Raw genomic sequence first — 21,663 nt, 5'->3', positions numbered from 1 at the left:
TTAATGACATCTAAGGTCGCACTCTCCCATGGCAAGAGGCAGTCAGTCGGTCTGTGTCTCTTTGCGCCGCGCAGACATGAAAACGCCAGCCCGAGGGCTGGCGTTTTGACAACGGATGAGACCACTGACCTCACTGCGATATGGTGAGACCATCGCTGTCTGCACCCAGGCTCAACAGCTTGCCAGGGACAACCCGGCCACTGAGCAGGGCCTGGGCCAGCGGGTTTTCCACCTTCTGCTGGATAGCCCGCTTGAGGGGGCGCGCCCCGTAGACGGGGTCGAAACCGGCATGGACCAGCTTGGTCAGCAGTTCCTCGCTCACCTCCACCTCGAAGCCCTGGGACTCCAGACGACCCATCAGGCTCTTGAGCTGGATGCGGGCGATGGACTTGATATGATCCTCGCCGAGCGGGTGGAACACCACCGTCTCGTCGATCCGGTTGATGAACTCCGGCCGGAAGCTGCGGGTGAGCAACTCCATCAGCAGGGCTTTCATCTCCTCGTAATCCTTCTCGGCATAGTGCTCCTGGATCAGATCCGAGCCGAGGTTGGAGGTCATGATGACCACGGTATTGCGGAAATCGACGGTACGACCCTGACCATCGGTCAGGCGACCATCGTCCAGCACCTGCAACAGGATGTTGAATACATCCGGATGCGCCTTCTCCACCTCGTCGAGCAGGATCACCGAGTAGGGACGACGGCGTACCGCCTCGGTCAGATAACCGCCCTCCTCGTAACCCACATAGCCAGGGGGCGCCCCCACCAGCCGGGCCACACTGTGCTTCTCCATGAACTCGGACATGTCGATGCGCACCATGGCGTCCTGGGTGTCGAACAGGAACTCGGCCAGCGCCTTGCACAGCTCGGTCTTGCCCACCCCGGTCGGCCCCAGGAACAGGAAGGAGCCGATGGGGCGATTGGGATCGGACAGCCCGGCACGGGAGCGACGGATGGCGTTGGAGACGGCTTCCACCGCCTCCTCCTGGCCGATCACCCGGCTATGCAGCTTATCCTCCATCCGCAGCAGCTTGTCGCGCTCCCCTTCGAGCATCCGCGCCACCGGGATCCCGGTCCAGCGCGCCAGCACATCGGCGATCTCCACGTCGGTGACGCGATTGCGCAGCAAGCTGGTCTCCTGCATCTCGGCCTGGGTGGCGAGATCGAGCTGCTTTTCAAGCTCGGGAATGCGGCCATATTGCAGCTCTGACATCCGGGCCAAGTCACCGGCGCGACGGGCCACCTCGAGATCCTGACGGGCCTGCTCCAGCGCCGCCTTGATATGCTGAGTACCGGCCAACGCCGCTTTTTCGGCCTTCCATATCTCTTCCAGCTCGTTGTATTCGCGCTCTTTCTCGGTCAGCTCCTGACTGAGCAACTCCAACCGCTTGCGACTGGCATCATCATCCTCCTTGAGCAACGCCTGCTGCTCGAGTTTGAGCTGGATGATGCGCCGCTCCAGCCTGTCCAGGGATTCTGGCTTGGAGTCGATCTGCAGGCGGATGCTGGCCGCGGCCTCGTCGATGAGATCGATGGCCTTGTCAGGCAGCTGGCGATCGGCGATATAGCGGTGCGACAACTGGGCCGCCGCGACGATGGCCGGATCCGTGATCTGCACATGGTGGTGCAGCTCGTAACGCTCTTTCAGACCGCGCAGGATGGCGATGGTGTCCTCCACCGAGGGTTCCTCCACCAGCACCTTCTGGAAGCGGCGCTCCAGGGCGGCATCTTTCTCCACATACTGACGGTACTCATCCAGGGTGGTTGCACCGACGCAGTGCAGCTCCCCCCGCGCCAGAGCGGGTTTAAGCATGTTGCCCGCATCCATGGCCCCTTCGCCCTTGCCGGCGCCGACCATAGTGTGCAACTCGTCGACGAAGAGGATGACGTTGCCCTCCTCCTTGGCGAGGTCGCTCAGCACCGCCTTGAGCCGCTCTTCGAACTCACCGCGATACTTGGCACCTGCTACCAGCGCCCCCATGTCGAGCGACAGCACACGCTTGTTCTTGAGCCCTTCCGGCACCTCACCGTTGATGATGCGCTGAGCCAGCCCCTCGACGATGGCGGTCTTACCGACACCGGGGGCGCCGATCAGTACGGGGTTGTTCTTGGTGCGGCGTTGCAGCACCTGGATGGTGCGGCGGATCTCTTCGTCCCGCCCGATCACGGGGTCAAGCTTGCCTATCTCGGCACGCTCGGTGAGATCGATGGTGTACTTCTCCAGCGCCTGGCGATTCTCCTCGGCGTTGGCATCATCTATCTTCTTGCCGCCGCGCACCTTGTCGATGGCCTGTTCAAGCTTCTCCTTGGTCAGCCCTTGGCTGCGCAGCAGCTCACCGAGGTTGCCCTTCTCATCGAGGGCAGCCAGCAGGAAGAGTTCAGACGAGATGAACTGATCCTTACGTTGCTGGGCCAGCTTGTCGCAGACATTGAGCAGGCGACCCAGGCCGCTGGAGAGCTGAACGTCACCTTCGACACCGCTCACTTTGGGCAGGCGATCAAGCTCTTCGCCGAGGCGTGAGCGCAGGGCATTGATGTCAATCCCGCACAGCGTCAGCAAGGGACGACTAGACCCACCATCCTGATTGACCAGCGCGGTCATCAGATGGACGGGTTCGATAAATTGGTGATCACGACCCAGTGCGAGGGACTGGGCATCGGAAATAGCGACTTGGAATTTACTGGTCAGGCGATCGAGGCGCATTGCACTCCTCCCTTTGAAACAGACGCCGCCATGGCGGCAACAACAGAACTTTCTGATAAGGAAGATGAGGTCTGCGGCCACGATTTCAAGGGGAGAGGTTGTTTATTTTTTCCCCACCCCGGGTGCCAAGGCAGACCCGCCCCCTCGGCAGGGAGCGGGCCTGAACACGACGCCAGCCAGATCAGCGATGCCATGGAGCCGGTTTGACCCTCGCGGCGCCAGGAGTAAACGCGCTCACTGATGGCGGTGGGCGCCCTAAGCGTCACCCAGCCAGATCAGCGAGGCCATGCGGCCGGTTTGGCCATCACGGCGATAGGAGTAAAACCGTTCACTGTCACTGAAGGTGCAGTGCTCACCCCCATAGACGGCCTTCACACCGGCGCGGGCCAAGCGTAGCCGGGCCAGCTGGTAGATATCAGCCAGCCATTTCCCGTCGTTGGCGGATGGCATGAACGCGACAACCGCCTGGGCCTGCTGCGCCATGAAGGCATCCCGCACCTCGCTCCCCACCTCAAAGGCACTGGGCCCTATGGCCGGGCCCAGCCAGGCGAGTATCTCGGCCGGATCGCAGTTCATCCCTTTGATGCTGGCCTCCAGTACGCCCCCCTGCTCATTGCCTAATAAGCCACGCCAGCCAGCATGAGCGGCCGCCACCACAGTACCGGCCCTGTCGCACAGCAGCACAGGCAGACAGTCCGCCGTCATGACGATACAGGCCAACCCGGCGTCATGGGCGCAGGCGGCGTCGGCATCCGGCACAATATCGTATTGATTGCTGACCTGATGGACGGCGGTGCCATGCACCTGATTGAGCCAGTTGAGCCGACCCGGAATACCCATTTCCTGCTGCAAGCGAGCACGGTTTGCATCGACCAGCAGAGTCTCATCCCCGACATGACTCCCCAGATTGAGACCGGCAAAAACCCCTTGGCTGACCCCGCCATCCCGGGTGGTGGAAAAGGCCCGGACCCTCGGCGGGGCAGGCCAGTTCGGTATTATCGTCTCCATAACTGACTCCTTATGAATCATGCAAAAATGCCATAAAAAACGGGGCACCCACTGGATACCCCGCCCTTAACACTCCCCTGGCCCAGCCCGTATCAACCGGCTGGGCCGCCGACGCTTAGCCCCAGATCAGATCATCTGGGTTGGCCAAGGTATCGGCACGCATAGCCTCCATCAGCTCCACCATGTCCTGAGGAGTGGAGGAGTGCCACTGCATGACCTCGCCCGTGATGGGGTGAGCCAGTTGCAGCATGGTGGCATGCAAGGCCTGACGGTGGAAGCCGCGCAGCGCAGCAGTCAGCTCAGGCGTACCGTTACGCAGCAGACGCATGCGGCCACCATAGGCGGGATCGCCAACCAGAGGGTGCTTGATGTGCGCCATGTGTACCCGGATCTGGTGAGTACGACCGGTTTCCAGTCGCAGTCGCAGGCGGGTGTGGCCACGAAACTTCTCATGCACCCGGTAGTGGGTCACGGACTCACGGCCATTGGGAATGACTGCCATGTGGGTACGCTGGGTCGGATGACGACCTATGGGCGCATCCACGGTACCGCCCGCGGTCATGTGCCCTATGGCCACCGCTTCATATTCACGGGTGATCTGGCGGGCCTGCAGCGCCTCCACCAGATGAGTCTGCGCCGGGATCGTCTTGGCAATGACCATGAGGCCAGTGGTGTCCTTGTCCAGACGGTGAACAATGCCGGCGCGGGGCACTTCGGCTATGTCGGGATAGAGGTGCAGCAGGGCGTTGAGCACTGTGCCGTCCGGCGTGCCAGCCCCCGGATGAACTACCAGACCTGCCGGCTTGTCGATCACCAGAATATGCTCATCTTCGAACACGATGTTGAGCGCTATATTCTGGGCATCCCAGCGGGTGTCGTCTGCCAGTTCGACCGTGACATGGACCTGCTGCCCCGAGATGACTTTCTCACGCGGGGTGTTGGCAACCTGACCATCCAGGGTCACTCGGTCTTGCAGGATCCACTCCTTGATCCGGGTACGGGAGTAGTCGGGAAATATTTCTGCCAGAGCCTGATCGAGTCGCTGCCCGAATTGGTGATCCTGGAATTCGCCTGTCAATTCAATATGCTGGCTCATGTATGGTCTCTTGAGCGGGGGTTTCAATTCGAAATAATCCGGCTATTCTAGCTTTTCTTTTAGCCAAGCATAACGGATACTTTGCCAATTTCGTGGAAATGGACCGGATGTTGTTGATGGGAAAGAAGTCTCACCTGCTGATGTCACTCGCCTTGGTCGCTACCCTGATCACTGGCTGTTCCAGCACCAAACCCAAGGTACCCGACGAACCGCCGGAGACCCTGTACCAGAAAGCACGCCTCAAGCTGGATGCCGGTAACTATGTGAATGCTATCGAGTTATTGGAAGCATTAGACTCTCGTTACCCCTTTGGCGCTTACTCTAATCAAGTGCAACTCGACCTCATCTATGCCTATTACAAGCAGGATGATACCGCCCAGGCGACCGCCAATATCGACCGCTTTATCCGCCTCAATCCGGCGCACAAAAATATAGATTACGTTTTCTATATGCGTGGCCTAACCAACATGGCGGGCGATTACAATTTCTTCCAGGATCAGCTCGGCATAGCCCGGGATGACAAAGACCCCTCCTACGCCCGTCAAGCGTTCCAGGATTTCAAGACACTGCTGCAGAACTACCCGAACAGCAGCTACGCTGCCGATGCCCGGGCGCGCATGATAGGTCTGAAAAACCGCCTCGCTCGCTACGACCTGAGCGTGGCCAAGTATTATGTGAAACGCGATGCGCTGGTTGCGGCCGCCAACCGCGCCAAGCAGGTAGTTGAGACCTACCCGGATACGCCGGAGACCGAAGAGGCGCTGGAGATCATGATCGAGTCCTACGACACCCTCAAGATGCCAACCCTGGCCCAGCACGCCCGTGAGGTGCTCGGCAAGAACTACCCGGAAAACCGGCACGCCAAGAGCTGATAGTCACTCTTCCAACAAAAACCGATGGCCCAGGCCATCGGTTTTTTTTCGCCCGTCGGGTCTCGGGCGACCCAACGTGGCCCTGCAAAAGCCGATCAGGCAAACAGCTGATGCTCGGCTCACAACAGGGTCAGTTGCGCTGCTTGGCCCGCATGATGTTGATGATCTCTATATCGGTATCCAGCATACCCTTCTTGGAGAGCTGGCCCAGGTTGGCAATGGTCTGATCCACGTCATCCGAGACGATACCCTCACTCTGGGGCACTCGCAGGTTGTTGATCGCCATCAGGGAGGATTTGACCGCCGCTGAGGTAGAGGTCGACACCTTCATGGAGCAGGCACTGCCCGCGCCGTCGCAGATGATGCCGGAAACATCGCCAATCATGTTATTGATACAGTGGCTTATCTGTTCGAACTTGCCCCCCAGCAACCAGGTGATGGCGGCACCCGCCCCCATGGCAGCCGTGCTGGCAGCACACAGGGCAGAGAGCTTGTTCTGATACGTCTTGATGTAGATGGCCACCAGGTGGCTCATCACCAGCGCCCGGATCAGCTGCTCCTCGCTCGATGCGAGGAAGCGGGCGGCGGCGACTACCGGCATGGTGGCGGCGATGCCCTGGTTGCCCGAGCCCGAATTGGACATGGCGGGCAGCATGGCGCCGTCCATGCGCGCATCCGATGCAGCAGAGGAGAGTCGCATGGCCAGCGTCATCAGATCGTCGGAGAGTAACTTGCGCTCCACCTGATCGGTTAGCATCTTGCCGATACTCAGGCCATAACCCTGCAACCCTTCGTCAGCCAGGGCCTGGTTCATGCTGGCCGCCTCGCCAATGAAGGTGATATCGGCCAATGGCACGTCGAGAGAGAACTCGACTATCGCCTTCAGGGTCAGGGCGGGTCTGGTCGATTTGGCTGGCTGGATCTGCACCCCGGGGGCACTGGCTTGCTCCATCAGAACCTCGCCATCCTTCTCCATCAGCACGATGCGCGTGTGATCCGTGCAGATCACTACCCGGGCACTGTGACCATCAGCCTCCGCCAGCACCTCGGCGTAGAGCACATCAGGCACATCCTTCACATCGACCTTGATGAGGGGCAGCAGCGCCTTGGCTTGCTCCACCTGCGCCGGGGTGAGGGCCTTGAGCACTTCCAGCCCCCCATCGGGGTTGCCCCCCGTGATCCCCACAGCCGCAGCCACAGGCAGGCCTATCATGCCGGTGCCGGGCACACCGACCCCCATGCCGTTCTTGAACAGATTACCACTGACCCAGACGCTCAGCCGCTGCGGCGGCTGGCCCAGCAGGCGGCGGCAGTTGGCGGCAGCCAAGGCCACCGACATGGGTTCGGTACAACCCAGGGCCGGCACGACCTCACGCTTGAGCAGGGCAATAAACTCGATCCATTGTGGCTTCATCTGCAAATGCTCCATGGTCTGGCGCGGCGCCTCTTCTATTTCTGTGAATACTAATTATTGCGGGGAAACTAAAATTTAGTTGATAAACCCCGACGTGATGGCAGGCATTATGCCCGACTTTTGAACGATTGCCACAGCCAAGCCCGGGGAATAGTGGCGGGTTAGCGTTGCAAAAACAGGCGTGAGGGCCGAGTGGCTATCAAGCCTCGCAACCCACGTTGACAAGGCCATCATGGCCGCACCGCCGCGAATCTGCCAACCCACAAGCCGATTAAACCAAGGCGGAGCAGGATCCGACATCGCAAGAAAGCCAGACAGCAGGCACAGAAAGGGGGCCTTGGCCCCCCTTGAATACTGCTATGACGTTGAGGATCAGAGTGCCTTGAGGATAGCCTCGACGCTGGCCTTGGCATCGCCAAACAGCATCTGGGTATTGTCCTTGAAGAACAGCGGATTCTGGACACCGGCATAGCCCGTGTTCATGGAGCGCTTGAAGCCGATGACGTTCTGCGCTTTCCACACTTCCAGTACCGGCATACCGGCGATGGGGCTGCCCGGATCTTCCATGGCGGCCGGGTTGACGGTGTCGTTGGCACCAATCACCAGCACCACATCGGTGTCGTTGAAGTCGTCATTGATCTCGTCCATTTCCAGCACGATATCATAGGGGACCTTGGCTTCCGCCAGCAGCACGTTCATGTGGCCTGGCAGACGACCGGCAACCGGGTGGATACCGAAGCGCACTTTGACGCCACGATCCCGCAGCTTCTGAGTGATCTCGGCCACCGGATACTGCGCCTGTGCCACCGCCATGCCGTAGCCCGGGGTGATGATGACGGAGCTGGCATTTTTCAGCATGTCAGCCACGTCCTCGGCGTTGGTCTCACGGTATTCGCCCATCTCCTGGTCAGCTGTGGATGCCACGCCGTCGGAGCCGAAGCCACCGGCGATCACTGAGATGAAGGAGCGGTTCATCGCCTTGCACATGATGTAAGAGAGGATGGCACCGGAGGAGCCCACCAGGGCACCCACCACGATCAGCAGGTCGTTGGAGAGCATGAAGCCCGCCGCCGCCGCCGCCCAACCGGAGTAGGAGTTGAGCATGGAGACCACGACCGGCATGTCGGCGCCACCGATGGAGGCCACCAGATGCCAGCCGAACGCGAAGGCGATCAGAGTCATCAGCACCACCGCCATAGTGGAACCACCGGCGTTGACGAAGTGCACCATCAGCGCCAGCGAAACCAGCACGGCCAGCAGGTTCAGCTTGTGGCGGTGTGGCAGCATCAGCGGCTTGGAGGAGATGAGGCCACGCAGTTTGCCGAACGCCACTATGGAACCGGTGAAGGTCACGGCACCGATGAAGATACCGAGGAAGACTTCCACCAGGTGGATATTCAGCATGGCGCCGGTGAGGTGCTCAGCCTGAGCGGCACTGGCCGCCTGCTCGAACGCCGCCCGGGCCGCGGCCAGGGTCGCATCCAGGTTGGAGCCGACAGAGACCACAACGGCTGCCGGAGCGGATGGATGCAGATCGATGAAACTGTTGAAGCCCACCAATACCGCCGCCATACCGACGAAGCTGTGCAGCACGGCCACCAGCTCGGGCATCTCGGTCATCTCGACCTTGAGTGCCAGACGCACGCCGATGGCGCCGCCGATGACCATGGCCAGGATGATCCAGTGCACACCACTGGTTTCCGGGTTGAGTACGGTGGCGACGAGGGCAATGGCCATCCCCGCGATACCGAACAGGTTGCCATGCTTGGCCGTTTCTTGCTTCGACAGTCCGGCGAGACTGAGGATGAAGAGCACGGCGGCAACGATATAGGATGCTGTTACCAGTCCTTGAGACACGTTAAACCCCCTTAATCCTTACGGAACATCTTCAGCATGCGCTGAGTCACGGTGAAGCCACCGAAGATGTTGATACTGGCAATCAGCACGGCGACAAACGAGAGCGCGGTGACGAGTGTCGAACCCTGACCAATCTGCAGCAAGGCGCCGACCACGATAATGCCGGAGATGGCATTGGTGACCGACATCAGCGGCGTGTGCAAGGAGTGAGATACGTTCCACACCACGTAGTAACCGACCACACAGGCCAGGATGAATACGGTAAAGTGGGACAAGAAGGCGGCGGGTGCCACGGATGCTACCCAACCGAAGGCGGCGATGCCAAGAGCACCAAACACGAACTTCTTGTTGGATGGCTTTTTGGCTTCAGCTTTCTTGAGCGGAGCGGCGGCCGGTTTTTGCGGCGTGGCAGAGACGGCGATGGCGGGCGGCGGGAAGGTCACTTCACCGGCCTGGATCACTGTCATGTTGCGCTGAACCACGTCTTCGAAGTCGATGGCAACCTGGCCGTCCTTCTCCTTGCACATCAGCTTCATCAGGTTGACCAGGTTGGTACCGTAGAGCTGGGAGGATTGGGCAGGCAGGCGGCCGGGCAGGTCGGTGTAACCTATTACCTTGACGCCGTTGGGGGTCACGAACAGCTCGGTCGGCTTGGTGTATTCACAGTTGCCACCGGTTGCCGCAGCCAAGTCCACAATGACGGAGCCCGGCTTCATGCTGTCAACCATCTCCTTGGTGATCAGCTTCGGAGCCGGACGACCCGGGATCAGGGCTGTGGTGATGATGATGTCCACTTCCTTGGCCTGCTGGGCAAACAGCTCCATCTCGGCCTTGATGAACTCATCGGACATCACCTTGGCGTAACCGTCGCTTGAGGCACCATCTTCACCGCCGAAGTCCAGCTTGAGGAACTCCCCACCCATGGATTCGATCTGTTCGGCCACTTCCAGACGGGTATCAAAGGCGCGCACTATGGCGCCCAGGGAGCCGGCTGTACCGATGGCAGCCAAACCGGCCACACCGGCACCGATCACCAATACCTTGGCGGGTGGAACCTTGCCGGCGGCGGTGATCTGGCCGGTGAAGAAGCGACCAAACTGGTGCGCGGCTTCGACCACGGCGCGATAACCGCCGATATTCGCCATGGAAGAGAGGGCGTCAAGGGACTGGGCACGGGAGATCCGCGGCACCATGTCCATCGCCATCACATTGATGTTGCGCTCGGACAGCTTCTTGACCAGCTCGGGGTTTTGGGCTGGCCAGATGAAGCTCACCAGGGTGGCGCCATCTTTAATTTCGGCGATCTCGGCATCGGTCGGCGCATTGACCTTGAAGATAAGGTCGGCTTGCCAGACGCTCGGCACCACGCTGGCACCGGCAGCCTCGAAGGCGGCATCATCGAAGCTGGCCAGCTGACCTGCGCCAGTCTCGACCGCAACTTCGAAGCCGAGCTTTTTCAGCTGCTCAACGGTGGCCGGGGTCGCTGCGACCCGGGTCTCACCGGCGAGACTCTCTCTCGGTATTCCAATCTGCATGACTATTCCCTGATGGTTAATAAATAATCGCGTTCTAGTGTCTCATCTCTCGCGAAACAAGGCGCGGCCAAATTGCAGGCCAAGGACTCTTTGTTATGAAAATCAGCAGGCTCTTCCGCAACCTCCTGTCATGGTCAGGCCCCCACTTTTCAGGTGCGAATGTGATTAGTATCAAATTTTGGAGTTTTATTACAACCGCCTTACTCCGACGGTAGGAACAGATTTCATCCTACCCCGAGTAGCGATTAAAAAAAACAAACCAAATTAGCCACTTATAACAGTAAAAAAGACCATTAAAAGTGATCCAACCAGTCAAAAAAAATGTTTTGCCCTGTCTCTAACTTAGAGCAATTTGTTCCAACAAAAACCGCGGCTCGACCCCTGCTGGCCACCAAGGGCCCAAAAACAACAATTATGCAACAGGAACCGATACCGGAACCCCATGTTGCGCCTCATCCCATCTGGCGCCAAATTGATTCTTGCGGTCGGGACCATCGCAAGATCCCATCGCGGATACAGGCTCTGGGTTGCATAACCCGCCATGCCGCCAGACTTCGGATCCCGAGCCCCTGCTGGCCAGCACCTGCCGACATGGAAAGGGCTGCCATCGGCAGCCCTTTTTGCATCTTTTTACCGCATCACTCAGAGCTTGAAGCGTCCCAGCTCCTGGGCCAGCCGCTCGGTCAGCGACTTGAGCTCGGCGGCCTGGGCCGCCTCTTCGCCCGCCTGCTCGGCCAGCTCCTGAGAAACGTGGCGGATATTCTCGATATTACGGCTGATCTCGCTGGTGACCGAGGTCTGCTCTTCCGCCGCCGCCGCTATCTGGGTTGCCATGTCGCTGATGGTTCCTATGGCCTCATTGATCCGCCCCAGGCTCTGGTTGGCAGACTCCGCATCCTCAACGCTGGTACCTGCCAGCTGGCGACTGGCTTCCATACCGCTCACCGCACGACGGGTGGTCTGCTGCAACGTCTCTATCATCTGTTGAATTTCATCGGTGGAGTCGTGAGTGCGCTTGGACAGAACCCTCACCTCGTCGGCGACCACGGCGAACCCCCTGCCCTGCTCACCCGCCCTGGCCGCCTCTATGGCGGCGTTGAGGGCCAGCAGATTGGTCTGCTCGGCGATGCCGCTGATGGTCGCCAATATGCCGCTGATCTTCTGGGCATGGGCATCGAGCTCGTGAATGATTTGACTGGCATCGGCCACCTCATCGGCCAAGCCAGTGATACTGCGCTGACTCTGGCCCACCTGGGACTGGCCAGCAACAGCCAGCTTGACTGCCTCCCCCGGGGTGGTCGCGGCAAACTCGGCATTACCGGCTATCTCCTGGGTGGCCGATGCCATTTCGGTCACGGCCGTGGCAACCATGACGATCTCGTCCTGCTGCTGACGCACCTGCTGGCTGCGGGCCTGGGCACCGGCCGCCTGACTGCGAGACTGTTCGGCCAGTTGCTGACCCACCTCCCGCAGCCGGCTGACGATACCGTGCAACCGGGCCACAAACTGGTTGAAGCTGCGGGCCAGCTGGCCAACCTCGTCCTGGCTGCGAGTCTGGATCTGGACGGTGAGATCTCCCTCGCCATGGGCAATGTCATTGAGGGCTCTTGCCACCCGGCCCAGATCCTGGAACAGGTATTTGAAGGTGCTGGTCAAAACCAGACTGAACAGCAGCAAGAGACCGCCGCCTATCATCACCAGTTGCCACAACAGGCTGTCGAGAGGCGCCAGCAGCACATCCCGTTTCATGACCATGGTCAGCAGCCAGTCGGTATGGGGAATGGCACGTACCAGCACCATGCTGGCCTGACCGTCTATCTCGACCTCCTGCAGTGACCCCTGCTGACTCATGAGCTGCAGATGGCTGACATCCAGATTGGCATCCAGATCCTGACTCCGCTTCAGGGTCAGCGCCTGGTCGGGATGGGCGACGATGAGGCCGTTCTTGTCCAGCAGCATGGCGTAACCATCTCCGTGCACCTGCATGGCCAGCACATCCTTGATCAGCTTGTCCAATGCCAGGTTGGCACCGACCACTCCGGCCAGCTTGCCTTGCTGCATCACAGGCGCGGCCAGAGTGACCACCAGTTGCTGCATGGTGACGCTGACATAGGGCTCAGTGATGATGAGGCCGCCCGCCTTGACCGCATCCTGATACCAGGGTCGCTCTCTGGGGTCATAGTCCCCCTTGTTGAGGGCCGGGTCGTTGCGGGTCATCACCCCCTCGGTCGAGCCATAGTAAGCCAGCCCGAAGCCCCCGGAGCGCAAGGTCTGCTGCAGATGAGACACCAGATCCGCCGCCGGATAGCTCGCTATCACATCCACCTGAGCACTGAGGCTTTCCCGCCTGTCCTGCATCCAGTTGCCTATCCCTTCCGCGTAGGCACCGGCGTAGTTGCGTGCCTCACTATCAATGGCACTCAGTGTCTGACTTTTCAGGCTGAAGTAGACGGTCGAGCCCAGCAGGCAGACGGTCAGCACGACGACCCCCAAACTGGTCGCCAGCAACTTGCCACGCAGAGAAAGCTTCATGGAATGTCCTTAATCGCTATTCGTGTCGTGAAGAATAAAACGGCATGCTTTGTAAGGACTATATCGACGGCGATGGTGCAAGCATTAAACAAAGGACACCATTAATGAATTACATAATAAGCGGCGACCGATCCAATGACGGGGTTCAAACGGACTTTATGATATTGGCAGGGAGGTGTGGAAATATGCGGCGAGGTGAAATCGTATTGGGGCACGGACGATGAAGGCGTGCTGATCAAGGACAGGTCAATGGGCTGGCGGGGAGAGAGGCTCGGGATCAATCAGCCAAGAACCATATTTCAGGCGTAAAAAAACCGACTCATGAGTCGGTTTCTTCGGAAAATGGCAGGGGCGGCAGGACTCGAACCCGCAACCATCGGTTTTGGAGACCGCTGTTCTACCAATTGGAACTACGCCCCTGCAACAAACGAGACGAATTATACAAAGCGGAGATCAAAGGTAAAGGCTTTTTTTTAGGATTATGGCGTGATTGCTCGATTGCTGTACAAGAGTGTTCATTTTAGCGCACCTGGCTGGTTAACTGCCTGTATTTACAGCCCCGTCTGGCTAGGAAAGCAGCAAAATTGGGATTAGGGTAAGAGAGTGATCAGGGAGGTAGCAAATGCTCAACTATCGACTATTACAGCAATTGGCACCGCTCAACTTCCGGGATGAGTGCAAAACAGAAGCCCTGCCCGACTATCTGGCCCGGGTCGGCCCTCTGGCTCCCTTCATTCCTGAAAACGTGCTGGCTCAGTGGTTGTATCGCCATTGGCGCGGTTTCGAGTCCAACTGGAGCTTTATCGATCTGGCCCGTCACCACTTTGAGCTGCAGAGCTGGCCCAGGGAGCGTCTGCTGCAGATCGGTTCGCGCCACATGGAGGCGATCGAACGCTGGCAGGAGCTGCTCAGCCACAACAGCTACGTGCGCCGCTCCTGGCTAGGTGACTACATGCTGCACCAGGGTAGCTGGCCCGAGCCCATCATAGTGCTGGCGACCGATGAGCAGAGCCTGTATCCGGACGGCCGAGCCATGCCTGTCCCTTATTGTCTGCTGGAGGGGCATCATCGGTTGGCCTATTTGCGGGCCATGGTCCTCGAGGGTGCCCAACTGCAACCGCTACACCAGGTCTGGCTTTGCCGCCCCATTCGCGACAGTTAAACGTTTTTCCACCGTAAAAATGCCTAAAAAATAAATTTTTGACAATTGAAAATCCAACTCTATAATCTATCCGGTTTTGAAAAAGGTCGGGATATGTTGACGCAGTCACACACTCAGAGAATCGCCTCGCAGCCGGGTGGAATGCACCAGCGTCGAGTCGTTGTTTTCGTCTCCCGGCCCACAGATCCCCAATTATTTTTAAAGAGAGCCCCTGTTTCAGGGGCTTTTTTTTGTGCCAGAAAAACCTCATAGATGCCAAAGGGAACGCAGACGATGACCAATCCTCTCTATAACAAACACGTCATCTCTATCTCGGATCTGACCCGCGCCGAGATGGAACTGGTGGTCGAGACCGCTCAGCGGTTGAAGGCCGAACCCAACACCCAACTGTTGCACAACAAACTGGTCGCCAGTTGCTTCTTCGAAGCCTCGACCCGCACCCGACTGTCATTCGAGACGGCGGTGCAGCGTCTGGGCGGCAACATCATCGGTTTCGCCGATGGCGGCAACACCAGCGCCAAGAAGGGCGAGACCCTGGCCGACTCCATCAAGATCATCGGCTCCTACTCGGATGCCGTGGTAATGCGCCATCCCAAGGAAGGGGCAGCCCGCCTCGCCTCCGAGTTTTCCCGCGTGCCTGTCATCAACGGCGGTGACGGCTCCAACCAGCATCCGACCCAGACCTTGCTCGATCTCTTCTCCATCCGCGAGACCCAAGGCAAACTCGATGGCCTGAACGTGGCCTTCGTCGGCGACCTGAAGTACGGCCGCACCGTTCACTCCCTGGCCCAGGCCTTGAGCCTGTTCAACTGCCGCTTCTTCTTCATCTCCCCCGAGGCGCTGGCAATGCCGGACTACCTGTGTGAAGAGCTGGAAGAGAAAGGCATAAGGTTCAGCGTGCACGAGACCATGGAAGAGGTGATGCCGGAGCTCGACATCCTCTACATGACCCGCGTCCAGAAAGAGCGTTTCGACGAAACCGAATACAAGCACATGGCCGCCAAGTTCGTGCTGGACCTCAGTACCCTGACCGGTGCCAAGCCAGACATGAAGATACTGCACCCCCTGCCCCGGGTTGATGAAATAGACGTTGCCGTCGACCAGACCCCCCATGCCTACTACTTCCAGCAGGCGGAGAACGGGGTCTATGCGCGCCAGGCACTGCTGGCACTGGTACTGAACGAAACCGTTTAAGGAGCACGCCTTGGCCGAGAAGAATCAACGGCCAGCGGCAATCCGTCACTCTATCGTGCGCCAGACACTGGTGCTGAATGAATTCGTCTGAGGGGAATATCATGCCTGACAAGAATCAACTGCAAGTCGAAGCCATCCGTCACGGCTCCGTCATAGACCATGTCCCTGCCGGTCAGGGCATCAAGATCCTGAAGCTGTTCCAACTGATCGAGACCCAGGAGCGGATCACCGTCGGCTTCAACCTCAAATCCGGCGCCCTGGGCAAAAAGGACCTCATCAAGATTGAGAACACCCGGCTGACCGAGCAACAGGCCAACCAGCTGGCGCTGTTCGCCCCCAATGCGACGGTCAACATCATCGAAAACTTCAATGTGGTGAAGAAACATCAGCTGGCTCTGCCGGAGTTCATCACCGGGGTCTTCCACTGCCCCAACTCCAACTGCATCTCCCACAACGAGCCCGTGGACAGCTACTTCAGCGTGCGCGAGGTCAAGGGCGCGGTACGGATGAAGTGCAAATACTGCGAGAAGTCCTTCACCCAGGATATTGTCAGCGAGCGTTACTGATAGCTCCGCCACCTGACGAGCGCTGAAATGGATCAGTGATTGGGCCCCAAGGGGCCCATTTTTGATACGGGTCACAGCCCACCGCTGTCGATTAGCTATAATTTACCATCTCAACCATGGTTAGCCCCATGGATCCACTAGCCGATACTTTTTTGTCAGTCGATCCCACCAGTGTCTTTGCACCCTGACAGAGATTTCGCTGATGACAAAGGCAAAGGACATCCATCTTGGTCAAGACCCATTTCCACCCGGTGGAGCAGGAAACCGACACGGCTCAGCTCGATGCCTGCCGCCGAATCATTGGCCAGCACTGCTTCAGCACCCAGGAAGAGATCCGCAACGAGCTTGCCAAGCAGGGCTTCACCGACATCAGTCAGTCCACCATCTCCCGGTTGCTGCGTCGCCTCGGCGTGGCCAAGGCCCAAAACGCCAGCGGCAAGAAGATTTATACCCTGGTAGAGGATCAGCTAGAGCCGGCCGGTTGCAGCCGTTCTGTGCACGACATGGTCCGTTCCGTCGACCATAACCGTCAGCTGGTGCTCATTCACACCACCCCGGGCGCCGCGACCGTGGTGGCTCGCCTGCTGGACCGTCATGCGAACCCCGAGATCATGGGCGCCGTCGCGGGCAACGATGTGGTGCTGGTCGCGCCCCGCCACATCAGTCGTACCCGTCAGGCCCACGAAGCCGTACTGCGTACCCTGGCCCAGGCACGCTGACCCCTCTCTTGCCCAAGATGAAGAAGAGGCGACCTCAGGGTCGCCTCTTCTTCATCTATTCCATTGCCGGGGATCCAGCCGCTGATGCGACATCCCCGTGGTTGCACAGCGCCCAAAACAACAGGGAGCCCATGGGCTCCCTGTTGCGACATCAATGATCATCTTGCTCAGAGAGCGGCTCCCAGGCTCAGACAGGCCATGATCAGCACTGTCAATATGCCCAGCAGGGGGGCGACCCACTTCAGCCAGCGTACATAAGGCACCTTGGCAATGGCCAGGCCACCCATGACCACGGCGGAAGTCGGCGTCACCAGGTTGACGATGCCGGAAGCGGATTGGTAGGCGGTAACCACCAGGTCGCGGCCCACGTTGGCAAAGTCCGCCAGGGGCGCCATGATCGGCATGGTCAGCACGGCCAGGCCAGAGGACGATGGCACCAGGAAGGAGAGCACCACTTCCAGGGCAAACATGACGTTGATGAACACCACGTTGGACAACCCAGCCACCAACCCTTCGGCGCTGTGCAGTATGGTGTGGGTGATCATGCCGTTATCCATCACCACTACTATACCGCGAGCGATACCTATGATGAGGGCCACGCCGAGCAGGTCGCGGGCACCGTCGATGAAGTTGGAGGTCAGTTCTTCCTCACTCATACGGGCAATCAGGCCCACTATGATGGCAGCAGCCAGGAAGACGCCGGAGATCTCGGCCATCCACCAGCCCAGCACGGCCACCCCGTAGATCATCACCCCGAAGGAGGCAGCAAAGATGCCCAGCACTATTTTGCGGGTCAGGGTAAAGGTCAGCATTTCGTCACCCTTGCTACCAAGGAAGTGAGCGCGGTTCTCTTCCCACTTGTCGGCAACCACGGATTTGCTGGGATCGTTGCGCACCATCTTGGCGTAACGCATCACGTAGGCAACGCAGATGAACCAGCCCACCACCAGCATGGCGACACGCAGCCAGATACCATCGGTGAAGGAGATACCGGCGGCGTTGGCGGCAATCACGGTGGCGAACGGGTTGATGGTGGAGCCCAGGGTACCGATACCGGCACCGAGCAATACTGTCGCTGCGGCCACCAGAGGGTCGAAGCGGGCCGCCATCATCACGGGCACCAGCAAGGTGTAGAAAGGCAGAGATTCTTCAGCCATGCCGTAGATGGTCCCCCCTGCGGCGAACAGCGCCATCAGGATCGGGATCATCCACTCCTCACGGCCACGCAGCCGGTAGGTTACTCGCTCGATACCGGCATCGATGGCGCCAGTCTTGGTGACTATGCCAAGGAAGCCACCGATGATCAGAATGAAGAGGGCAACGTCGATGGCGCCCGCTTCATAGGATTGGTGATTGTAGAGACCATCGATAGGTGCCAGCAGCACGTCGACTATCCCCTGGGGATTGCCGTCGACCAGCTTGTAGGTACCGGCTACCGGCACTTCCTTGCCGAGAGCTTCATTCATGGTCATGTCATATTTGCCGGCCGGCACTATCCAGCTCAGGGCGGCAACAAAGGCGATCAGCACAAACAGTATGGTGTAGGCTGATGGGAACTTGAATTTGGTCATGGTCCAACATCCTTCTGTGGGGTGGTATCCATGCAGGCTGCGGGTAGGGGTTAGAGGTATTATTCCGCTGTCACATGGTTGAAAAACCGGGGGTTTCCCCCCGGTACCACTACCGCGACCTTAGTCGCCCAGCGTAGCAACCATCACTGCCTTGATGGTGTGCATCCGGTTTTCGGCCTCGTCGAACACGATGCTGTGCTCGGATTCGAACACGTCCTCGGTCACTTCCAGACCTTTCATTCCGTACTTGTCAGCCACTTCCTTGCCCATGGTGGTCTCATCGTTGTGGAACGCCGGCAGGCAGTGCATGAACTTCACATCCGGGTTCTTGGTGGCATTGATGACATCCATGTTGATCTGATAAGGCGTCATCAGTTTCACCCGTTGATCCCAGGCTTCCTTCGCCTCACCCATGGAGACCCAGACATCGGTGTAGAGGAAGTCGGTGCCCAGCACGCCCTCTTTCACATCTTCGGTCATGGTGATGCGGGCGCCGGTCTCTTCGGCAATCAGGCGGCACTTGGCGACCAGATCCTCTTCCGGCCAGAAGGCTTTCGGAGCGACCAGGCGGATATCCATGCCCATCTTGGCGGCGCCAACCATCAGAGAGTTGCCCATGTTGTTGCGAGCATCACCCAGGTAGGCGAACTTGATTTGATCCAGACGCTTGCCCTTGCCGTGTTCCAGCATGGTCATGAAGTCGGCCAGGATCTGGGTCGGGTGGAACTCATTGGTCAGACCGTTCCAGACAGGGACACCGGCATGGGCACCCAGCTCTTCCACGATCTCCTGGCCGTAACCACGGTATTCGATACCGTCATACATGCGGCCCAGCACGCGAGCGGTGTCCTTCATGGACTCCTTGTGACCAATCTGGGAACCACTTGGCCCAAGGTAGGAGACTTGCGCGCCCTGGTCGAAAGCTGCCACTTCAAAGGCGCAACGGGTACGGGTGGAGGTTTTCTCGAAGATCAGCGCGATATTCTTTCCGCCCAGATGCTTACGCTCGTAGCCACCATATTTGGCTTTTTTCAGGTCGATGGCCAAGTCGATCATGTATTGGATTTCGCGCGGGGTGAAGTCCAGCAGTTTCAGGAAGTTACGATTACGCAGATTGAAAGCCATGATGAGTTCTCTCTTATTTTGTTCAGACCAATAGTAGGCAGTGAAGTTGACTAGGCTGGGATGGCCAGATTGGCCACTATGCTGGTACCGGCCTCACCCTTGAGGATGGCCAGACCATCTTCCAGGCAACCTATACCGACGCGACCCTGGGTCGCTCTTACAAATTCGCAGGAAGCTTCTATCTTTGGCCCCATGGAACCTGCATCGAATGGGATACCAGCCAGATCATCAGGACTGGTGGTGCGCAGCGGATGTTGGGTCGGTTTGCCCCAATCCAGGTAGACGGCATCGGCATCGGTGAGGATCAGCAGGGCATCGGCCTTGATCTGCTTGGCCAGATAGGCGGCAGACATGTCCTTGTCGATGACGGCTTCCACCCCGGTCAGACGCTCGCCATCCCAAGTCACGGGAATGCCACCACCACCGGTACAGATGATGAGGTGCCCCTGAGCGATCAGGGTCTCGATGGCATCGCCTTCAACGATGCGCTGGGGCAGCGGAGAGGGCACCACGCGGCGGAAGAACTTGCCGTCTGCCTTGACGCTCCACTGCTTCTCGGCGGCCAGGGCGCGGGCCTCGGCTTCGGAGTAGACGGGGCCGATATATTTGGTCGGATTGGCAAAGGCCGGATCCTTGGCATCGACCTGCACCTGAGTCAGCAGCGCGGTGACGTTGCGGCTCGGCATCAGATTCTTCAACTCCTGGATCAGCATGTAGCCGATCATGCCCTGAGATTCTGCACCCAGCACATCCAGGGGATAGGGAGCGACCTTGGTATAGGCGCTGTTTTGCAGGGCGAGCAGACCCACTTGTGGGCCGTTGCCATGCACCAGCACCACATTGTATTCCTGGGCTATCTGGGCGATGGTCTTGGCGGCGGTGGCAATATTCTTGCGCTGGATATCCGCTTCAAGGGGCTCACCACGACGGAGCAGGGCATTCCCCCCCAGGGCGACGACGACAGTTGGTTTTTTCATAGTGGTTAATCTCGATGCTTTATTTGTGTGGCGCCAGCCTCTGCCGGCGCCACGCCGTCTGGTTAGATGCCGTCACGTTCCATCGGGCAGCTCATGCAGCGGGCGCCACCGCGGCCACGTCCCAGCTCTTCGCCCGGGATGGACAGCACAGTGATGCCGGCCTTGTCGTATTTTTCGTTGGTGTAGGTATTGCGCTCGTAGCCGACGACCACACCAGGGCGCACGGTCAGTACGTTGTTGGCATCGTTCCACTGCTCGCGCTCGGCCTCGAAGCTGTCGCCACCGGTGGTGATGAGCTTGAGCTGATCCACACCCAATGCTTTCTCGATGGCCGTCACGAAATAACCCTCCTCCTTGATCTTCATGCCGGTATTGCCATCCGGGGTCAGACTCCAGCAGTTCACATCTTTGCGAATGACTTCCGGGTAGACGGAGAAGGTGTCTATGTCCATGTGGGTCATGACGGTGTCGAGGTGCATGCAGCTACGGTGTTTCGGCAGTTGCATGGCGATGACTTGCTTGGCCTGACCGTGCTTGAACAGGCTGCGGGCCAGATGCTCGACCCCTTGTGGCGTGGTGCGCTCGGACATGCCAATCAGCACGGCGCCGCGACCGATGACCAGGACGTCACCGCCTTCGATGGTGGAGTTGTCATAGTCATGATCCTCATCACCGAAGTACTTGATGAAATCCTGACCGGCGAACTGCGGATGCCAGCGGTAAATGGCCTTCACATGGTTGGTTTCCCGGCGACGGGCAGCCTTGGCCATGGGGTTGATGGAGACGCCACCGTAGACCCAGCAGGAGGTGTCACGGGTAAAGAGATGGTTGGGCAGCGGCTCTATGATGAAATCGGTCGGGGCGTGCATGCCGACTACCATGTTGACGCCATTAAACGGCATCTCGGAATAGGTGAGACCGCCGGAGAGGATCCGCGCCAGTTCGCGATGTGGCATATCCGACAAGAAGCAGCGGACATCATTGGCAAGTGCTGAGCCGAGGCGATAATCGGAGACCTGATGTTGCAGCAGCCAGGCTTTGGCTTCCGGCACATCCAGGGTTTCGGCCAACAGATTGGTCAGCAGGAAGACTTCGACATTCTGATCGCGCAGTACTTGGGCGAACTTGTCATGCTCTTCACCAGCCCGCTCGACAGAGAGGACATCATCGAACAGCAGGTCCTGACAGTTGGAAGGTGTCAGACGTTTGAGACTGAGATTGGGGCGATGCAACATGACACGACGCAGTTGGCCAACTTCAGAACCTACATAAAATTTGCTCATGGTTATATTCCGTCTTTCTGGGGTCCATGCGAGTGATTGAATAGACTC

General features: G+C 58.9%; 16 protein-coding genes and 1 tRNA gene. 5 read left to right on the top strand and 12 right to left on the bottom strand.

All coding sequences use genetic code 11. The features are described 5' to 3' along the window. Positions 1 to 130: 130 nt before the first annotated feature. From clpB to rluD, 3 genes are all read right to left on the bottom strand, one after another. Complete coding sequence (gene clpB, locus G113_RS00380) at positions 131 to 2,704, bottom strand: ATP-dependent chaperone ClpB (protein ID WP_005890751.1); 2,574 nt, start codon at positions 2,702 to 2,704, stop codon at positions 131 to 133. 255 nt (positions 2,705 to 2,959) lie between these two features. Next, positions 2,960 to 3,712 carry a peptidoglycan editing factor PgeF gene (pgeF, locus tag G113_RS00375; protein ID WP_005890749.1) on the bottom strand — a complete coding sequence of 251 codons (753 nt, stop codon included), beginning with the start codon at positions 3,710 to 3,712 and terminating at the stop codon, positions 2,960 to 2,962. 115 nt (positions 3,713 to 3,827) lie between these two features. Beyond that, a complete protein-coding gene (gene rluD, locus G113_RS00370) occupies positions 3,828 to 4,808 on the bottom strand; it encodes a 23S rRNA pseudouridine(1911/1915/1917) synthase RluD (protein ID WP_005890746.1) in 981 nt (326 codons plus the stop codon). Between the two features lie 116 nt (positions 4,809 to 4,924). On the opposite strand from rluD, the gene G113_RS00365 reads away from it, so the two are divergent. Continuing rightward, a complete protein-coding gene (locus G113_RS00365; protein ID WP_040318786.1) occupies positions 4,925 to 5,680 on the top strand; it encodes an outer membrane protein assembly factor BamD in 756 nt (251 codons plus the stop codon). Positions 5,681 to 5,810: 130 nt separating this feature from the next. Here G113_RS00365 and G113_RS00360 read toward each other — a convergent pair whose 3' ends face one another. From G113_RS00360 to G113_RS00340, 5 genes are all read right to left on the bottom strand, one after another. Beyond that, positions 5,811 to 7,094: an L-cysteine desulfidase family protein gene (locus tag G113_RS00360; protein ID WP_005890741.1), complete on the bottom strand. Its 1,284-nt coding sequence runs from the start codon at positions 7,092 to 7,094 to the stop codon at positions 5,811 to 5,813. A gap of 372 nt (positions 7,095 to 7,466) precedes the next feature. After that, a complete protein-coding gene (gene pntB / locus G113_RS00355) occupies positions 7,467 to 8,951 on the bottom strand; it encodes a Re/Si-specific NAD(P)(+) transhydrogenase subunit beta (RefSeq protein ID WP_005890738.1) in 1,485 nt (494 codons plus the stop codon). An 11-nt stretch (positions 8,952 to 8,962) separates the two neighbouring features. Continuing rightward, the gene (gene pntA, locus G113_RS00350) at positions 8,963 to 10,486 is read right to left on the bottom strand and encodes a Re/Si-specific NAD(P)(+) transhydrogenase subunit alpha (protein ID WP_005890736.1); all 1,524 of its coding nucleotides are present in this window, start codon (positions 10,484 to 10,486) and stop codon (positions 8,963 to 8,965) included. 642 nt (positions 10,487 to 11,128) lie between these two features. Next, complete coding sequence (locus G113_RS00345) at positions 11,129 to 13,018, bottom strand: methyl-accepting chemotaxis protein (RefSeq protein WP_005890734.1); 1,890 nt, start codon at positions 13,016 to 13,018, stop codon at positions 11,129 to 11,131. 343 nt (positions 13,019 to 13,361) lie between these two features. Continuing rightward, positions 13,362 to 13,438: transfer RNA gene (locus tag G113_RS00340), tRNA-Trp, on the bottom strand. A gap of 202 nt (positions 13,439 to 13,640) precedes the next feature. On the opposite strand from G113_RS00340, the gene G113_RS00335 reads away from it, so the two are divergent. From G113_RS00335 to G113_RS00320, 4 genes are all read left to right on the top strand, one after another. After that, positions 13,641 to 14,180: a hypothetical protein gene (locus G113_RS00335; protein ID WP_005890733.1), complete on the top strand. Its 540-nt coding sequence runs from the start codon at positions 13,641 to 13,643 to the stop codon at positions 14,178 to 14,180. A 273-nt stretch (positions 14,181 to 14,453) separates the two neighbouring features. Continuing rightward, complete coding sequence (gene pyrB / locus G113_RS00330) at positions 14,454 to 15,374, top strand: aspartate carbamoyltransferase (RefSeq protein WP_005890731.1); 921 nt, start codon at positions 14,454 to 14,456, stop codon at positions 15,372 to 15,374. Positions 15,375 to 15,475: 101 nt separating this feature from the next. Continuing rightward, positions 15,476 to 15,940 (top strand): aspartate carbamoyltransferase regulatory subunit, encoded by a 465-nt coding sequence (pyrI, locus tag G113_RS00325; RefSeq protein WP_005890729.1) that lies wholly within the window; start codon positions 15,476 to 15,478, stop codon positions 15,938 to 15,940. Between the two features lie 227 nt (positions 15,941 to 16,167). Further along, positions 16,168 to 16,659 carry an arginine repressor gene (locus tag G113_RS00320; RefSeq protein WP_005890727.1) on the top strand — a complete coding sequence of 164 codons (492 nt, stop codon included), beginning with the start codon at positions 16,168 to 16,170 and terminating at the stop codon, positions 16,657 to 16,659. A 167-nt stretch (positions 16,660 to 16,826) separates the two neighbouring features. Here the strand turns inward: G113_RS00320 and G113_RS00315 are convergent, their stop codons facing one another. From G113_RS00315 to arcA, 4 genes are all read right to left on the bottom strand, one after another. Then, positions 16,827 to 18,230, bottom strand: a complete 1,404-nt coding sequence (locus G113_RS00315) for a YfcC family protein (protein WP_005890725.1) — start codon at positions 18,228 to 18,230, stop codon at positions 16,827 to 16,829. Positions 18,231 to 18,350: 120 nt separating this feature from the next. Then, on the bottom strand, positions 18,351 to 19,355 hold the full coding sequence (gene argF / locus G113_RS00310; RefSeq protein ID WP_005890722.1) for an ornithine carbamoyltransferase: 1,005 nt from the start codon (positions 19,353 to 19,355) through the stop codon (positions 18,351 to 18,353). A 50-nt stretch (positions 19,356 to 19,405) separates the two neighbouring features. Next, a complete protein-coding gene (arcC, locus tag G113_RS00305; protein WP_005890719.1) occupies positions 19,406 to 20,332 on the bottom strand; it encodes a carbamate kinase in 927 nt (308 codons plus the stop codon). A gap of 62 nt (positions 20,333 to 20,394) precedes the next feature. Further along, on the bottom strand, positions 20,395 to 21,615 hold the full coding sequence (gene arcA, locus G113_RS00300) for an arginine deiminase (protein WP_005890718.1): 1,221 nt from the start codon (positions 21,613 to 21,615) through the stop codon (positions 20,395 to 20,397). Positions 21,616 to 21,663 lie beyond the last annotated feature (48 nt).

Origin of the sequence: Aeromonas molluscorum 848, from assembly GCF_000388115.1 — a bacterium.
GTDB lineage: Bacteria > Pseudomonadota > Gammaproteobacteria > Enterobacterales > Aeromonadaceae > Aeromonas > Aeromonas molluscorum.
This window is presented reverse-complemented; position numbering and strand designations above follow the sequence as displayed.

Coding starts and splice junctions, on each gene's coding strand:
- clpB (WP_005890751.1), bottom strand. CDS start 2,704: ATGCGCCTCGATCGCCTGACCAGTAAATTCCAAGTCGCTATTTCCGAT.
- pgeF (WP_005890749.1), bottom strand. CDS start 3,712: ATGGAGACGATAATACCGAACTGGCCTGCCCCGCCGAGGGTCCGGGCC.
- rluD (WP_005890746.1), bottom strand. CDS start 4,808: ATGAGCCAGCATATTGAATTGACAGGCGAATTCCAGGATCACCAATTC.
- G113_RS00365 (WP_040318786.1), top strand. CDS start 4,925: ATGGGAAAGAAGTCTCACCTGCTGATGTCACTCGCCTTGGTCGCTACC.
- G113_RS00360 (WP_005890741.1), bottom strand. CDS start 7,094: ATGAAGCCACAATGGATCGAGTTTATTGCCCTGCTCAAGCGTGAGGTC.
- pntA (WP_005890736.1), bottom strand. CDS start 10,486: ATGCAGATTGGAATACCGAGAGAGAGTCTCGCCGGTGAGACCCGGGTC.
- G113_RS00345 (WP_005890734.1), bottom strand. CDS start 13,018: ATGAAGCTTTCTCTGCGTGGCAAGTTGCTGGCGACCAGTTTGGGGGTC.
- G113_RS00335 (WP_005890733.1), top strand. CDS start 13,641: ATGCTCAACTATCGACTATTACAGCAATTGGCACCGCTCAACTTCCGG.
- pyrB (WP_005890731.1), top strand. CDS start 14,454: ATGACCAATCCTCTCTATAACAAACACGTCATCTCTATCTCGGATCTG.
- pyrI (WP_005890729.1), top strand. CDS start 15,476: ATGCCTGACAAGAATCAACTGCAAGTCGAAGCCATCCGTCACGGCTCC.
- G113_RS00315 (WP_005890725.1), bottom strand. CDS start 18,230: ATGACCAAATTCAAGTTCCCATCAGCCTACACCATACTGTTTGTGCTG.
- argF (WP_005890722.1), bottom strand. CDS start 19,355: ATGGCTTTCAATCTGCGTAATCGTAACTTCCTGAAACTGCTGGACTTC.
- arcC (WP_005890719.1), bottom strand. CDS start 20,332: ATGAAAAAACCAACTGTCGTCGTCGCCCTGGGGGGGAATGCCCTGCTC.
- arcA (WP_005890718.1), bottom strand. CDS start 21,615: ATGAGCAAATTTTATGTAGGTTCTGAAGTTGGCCAACTGCGTCGTGTC.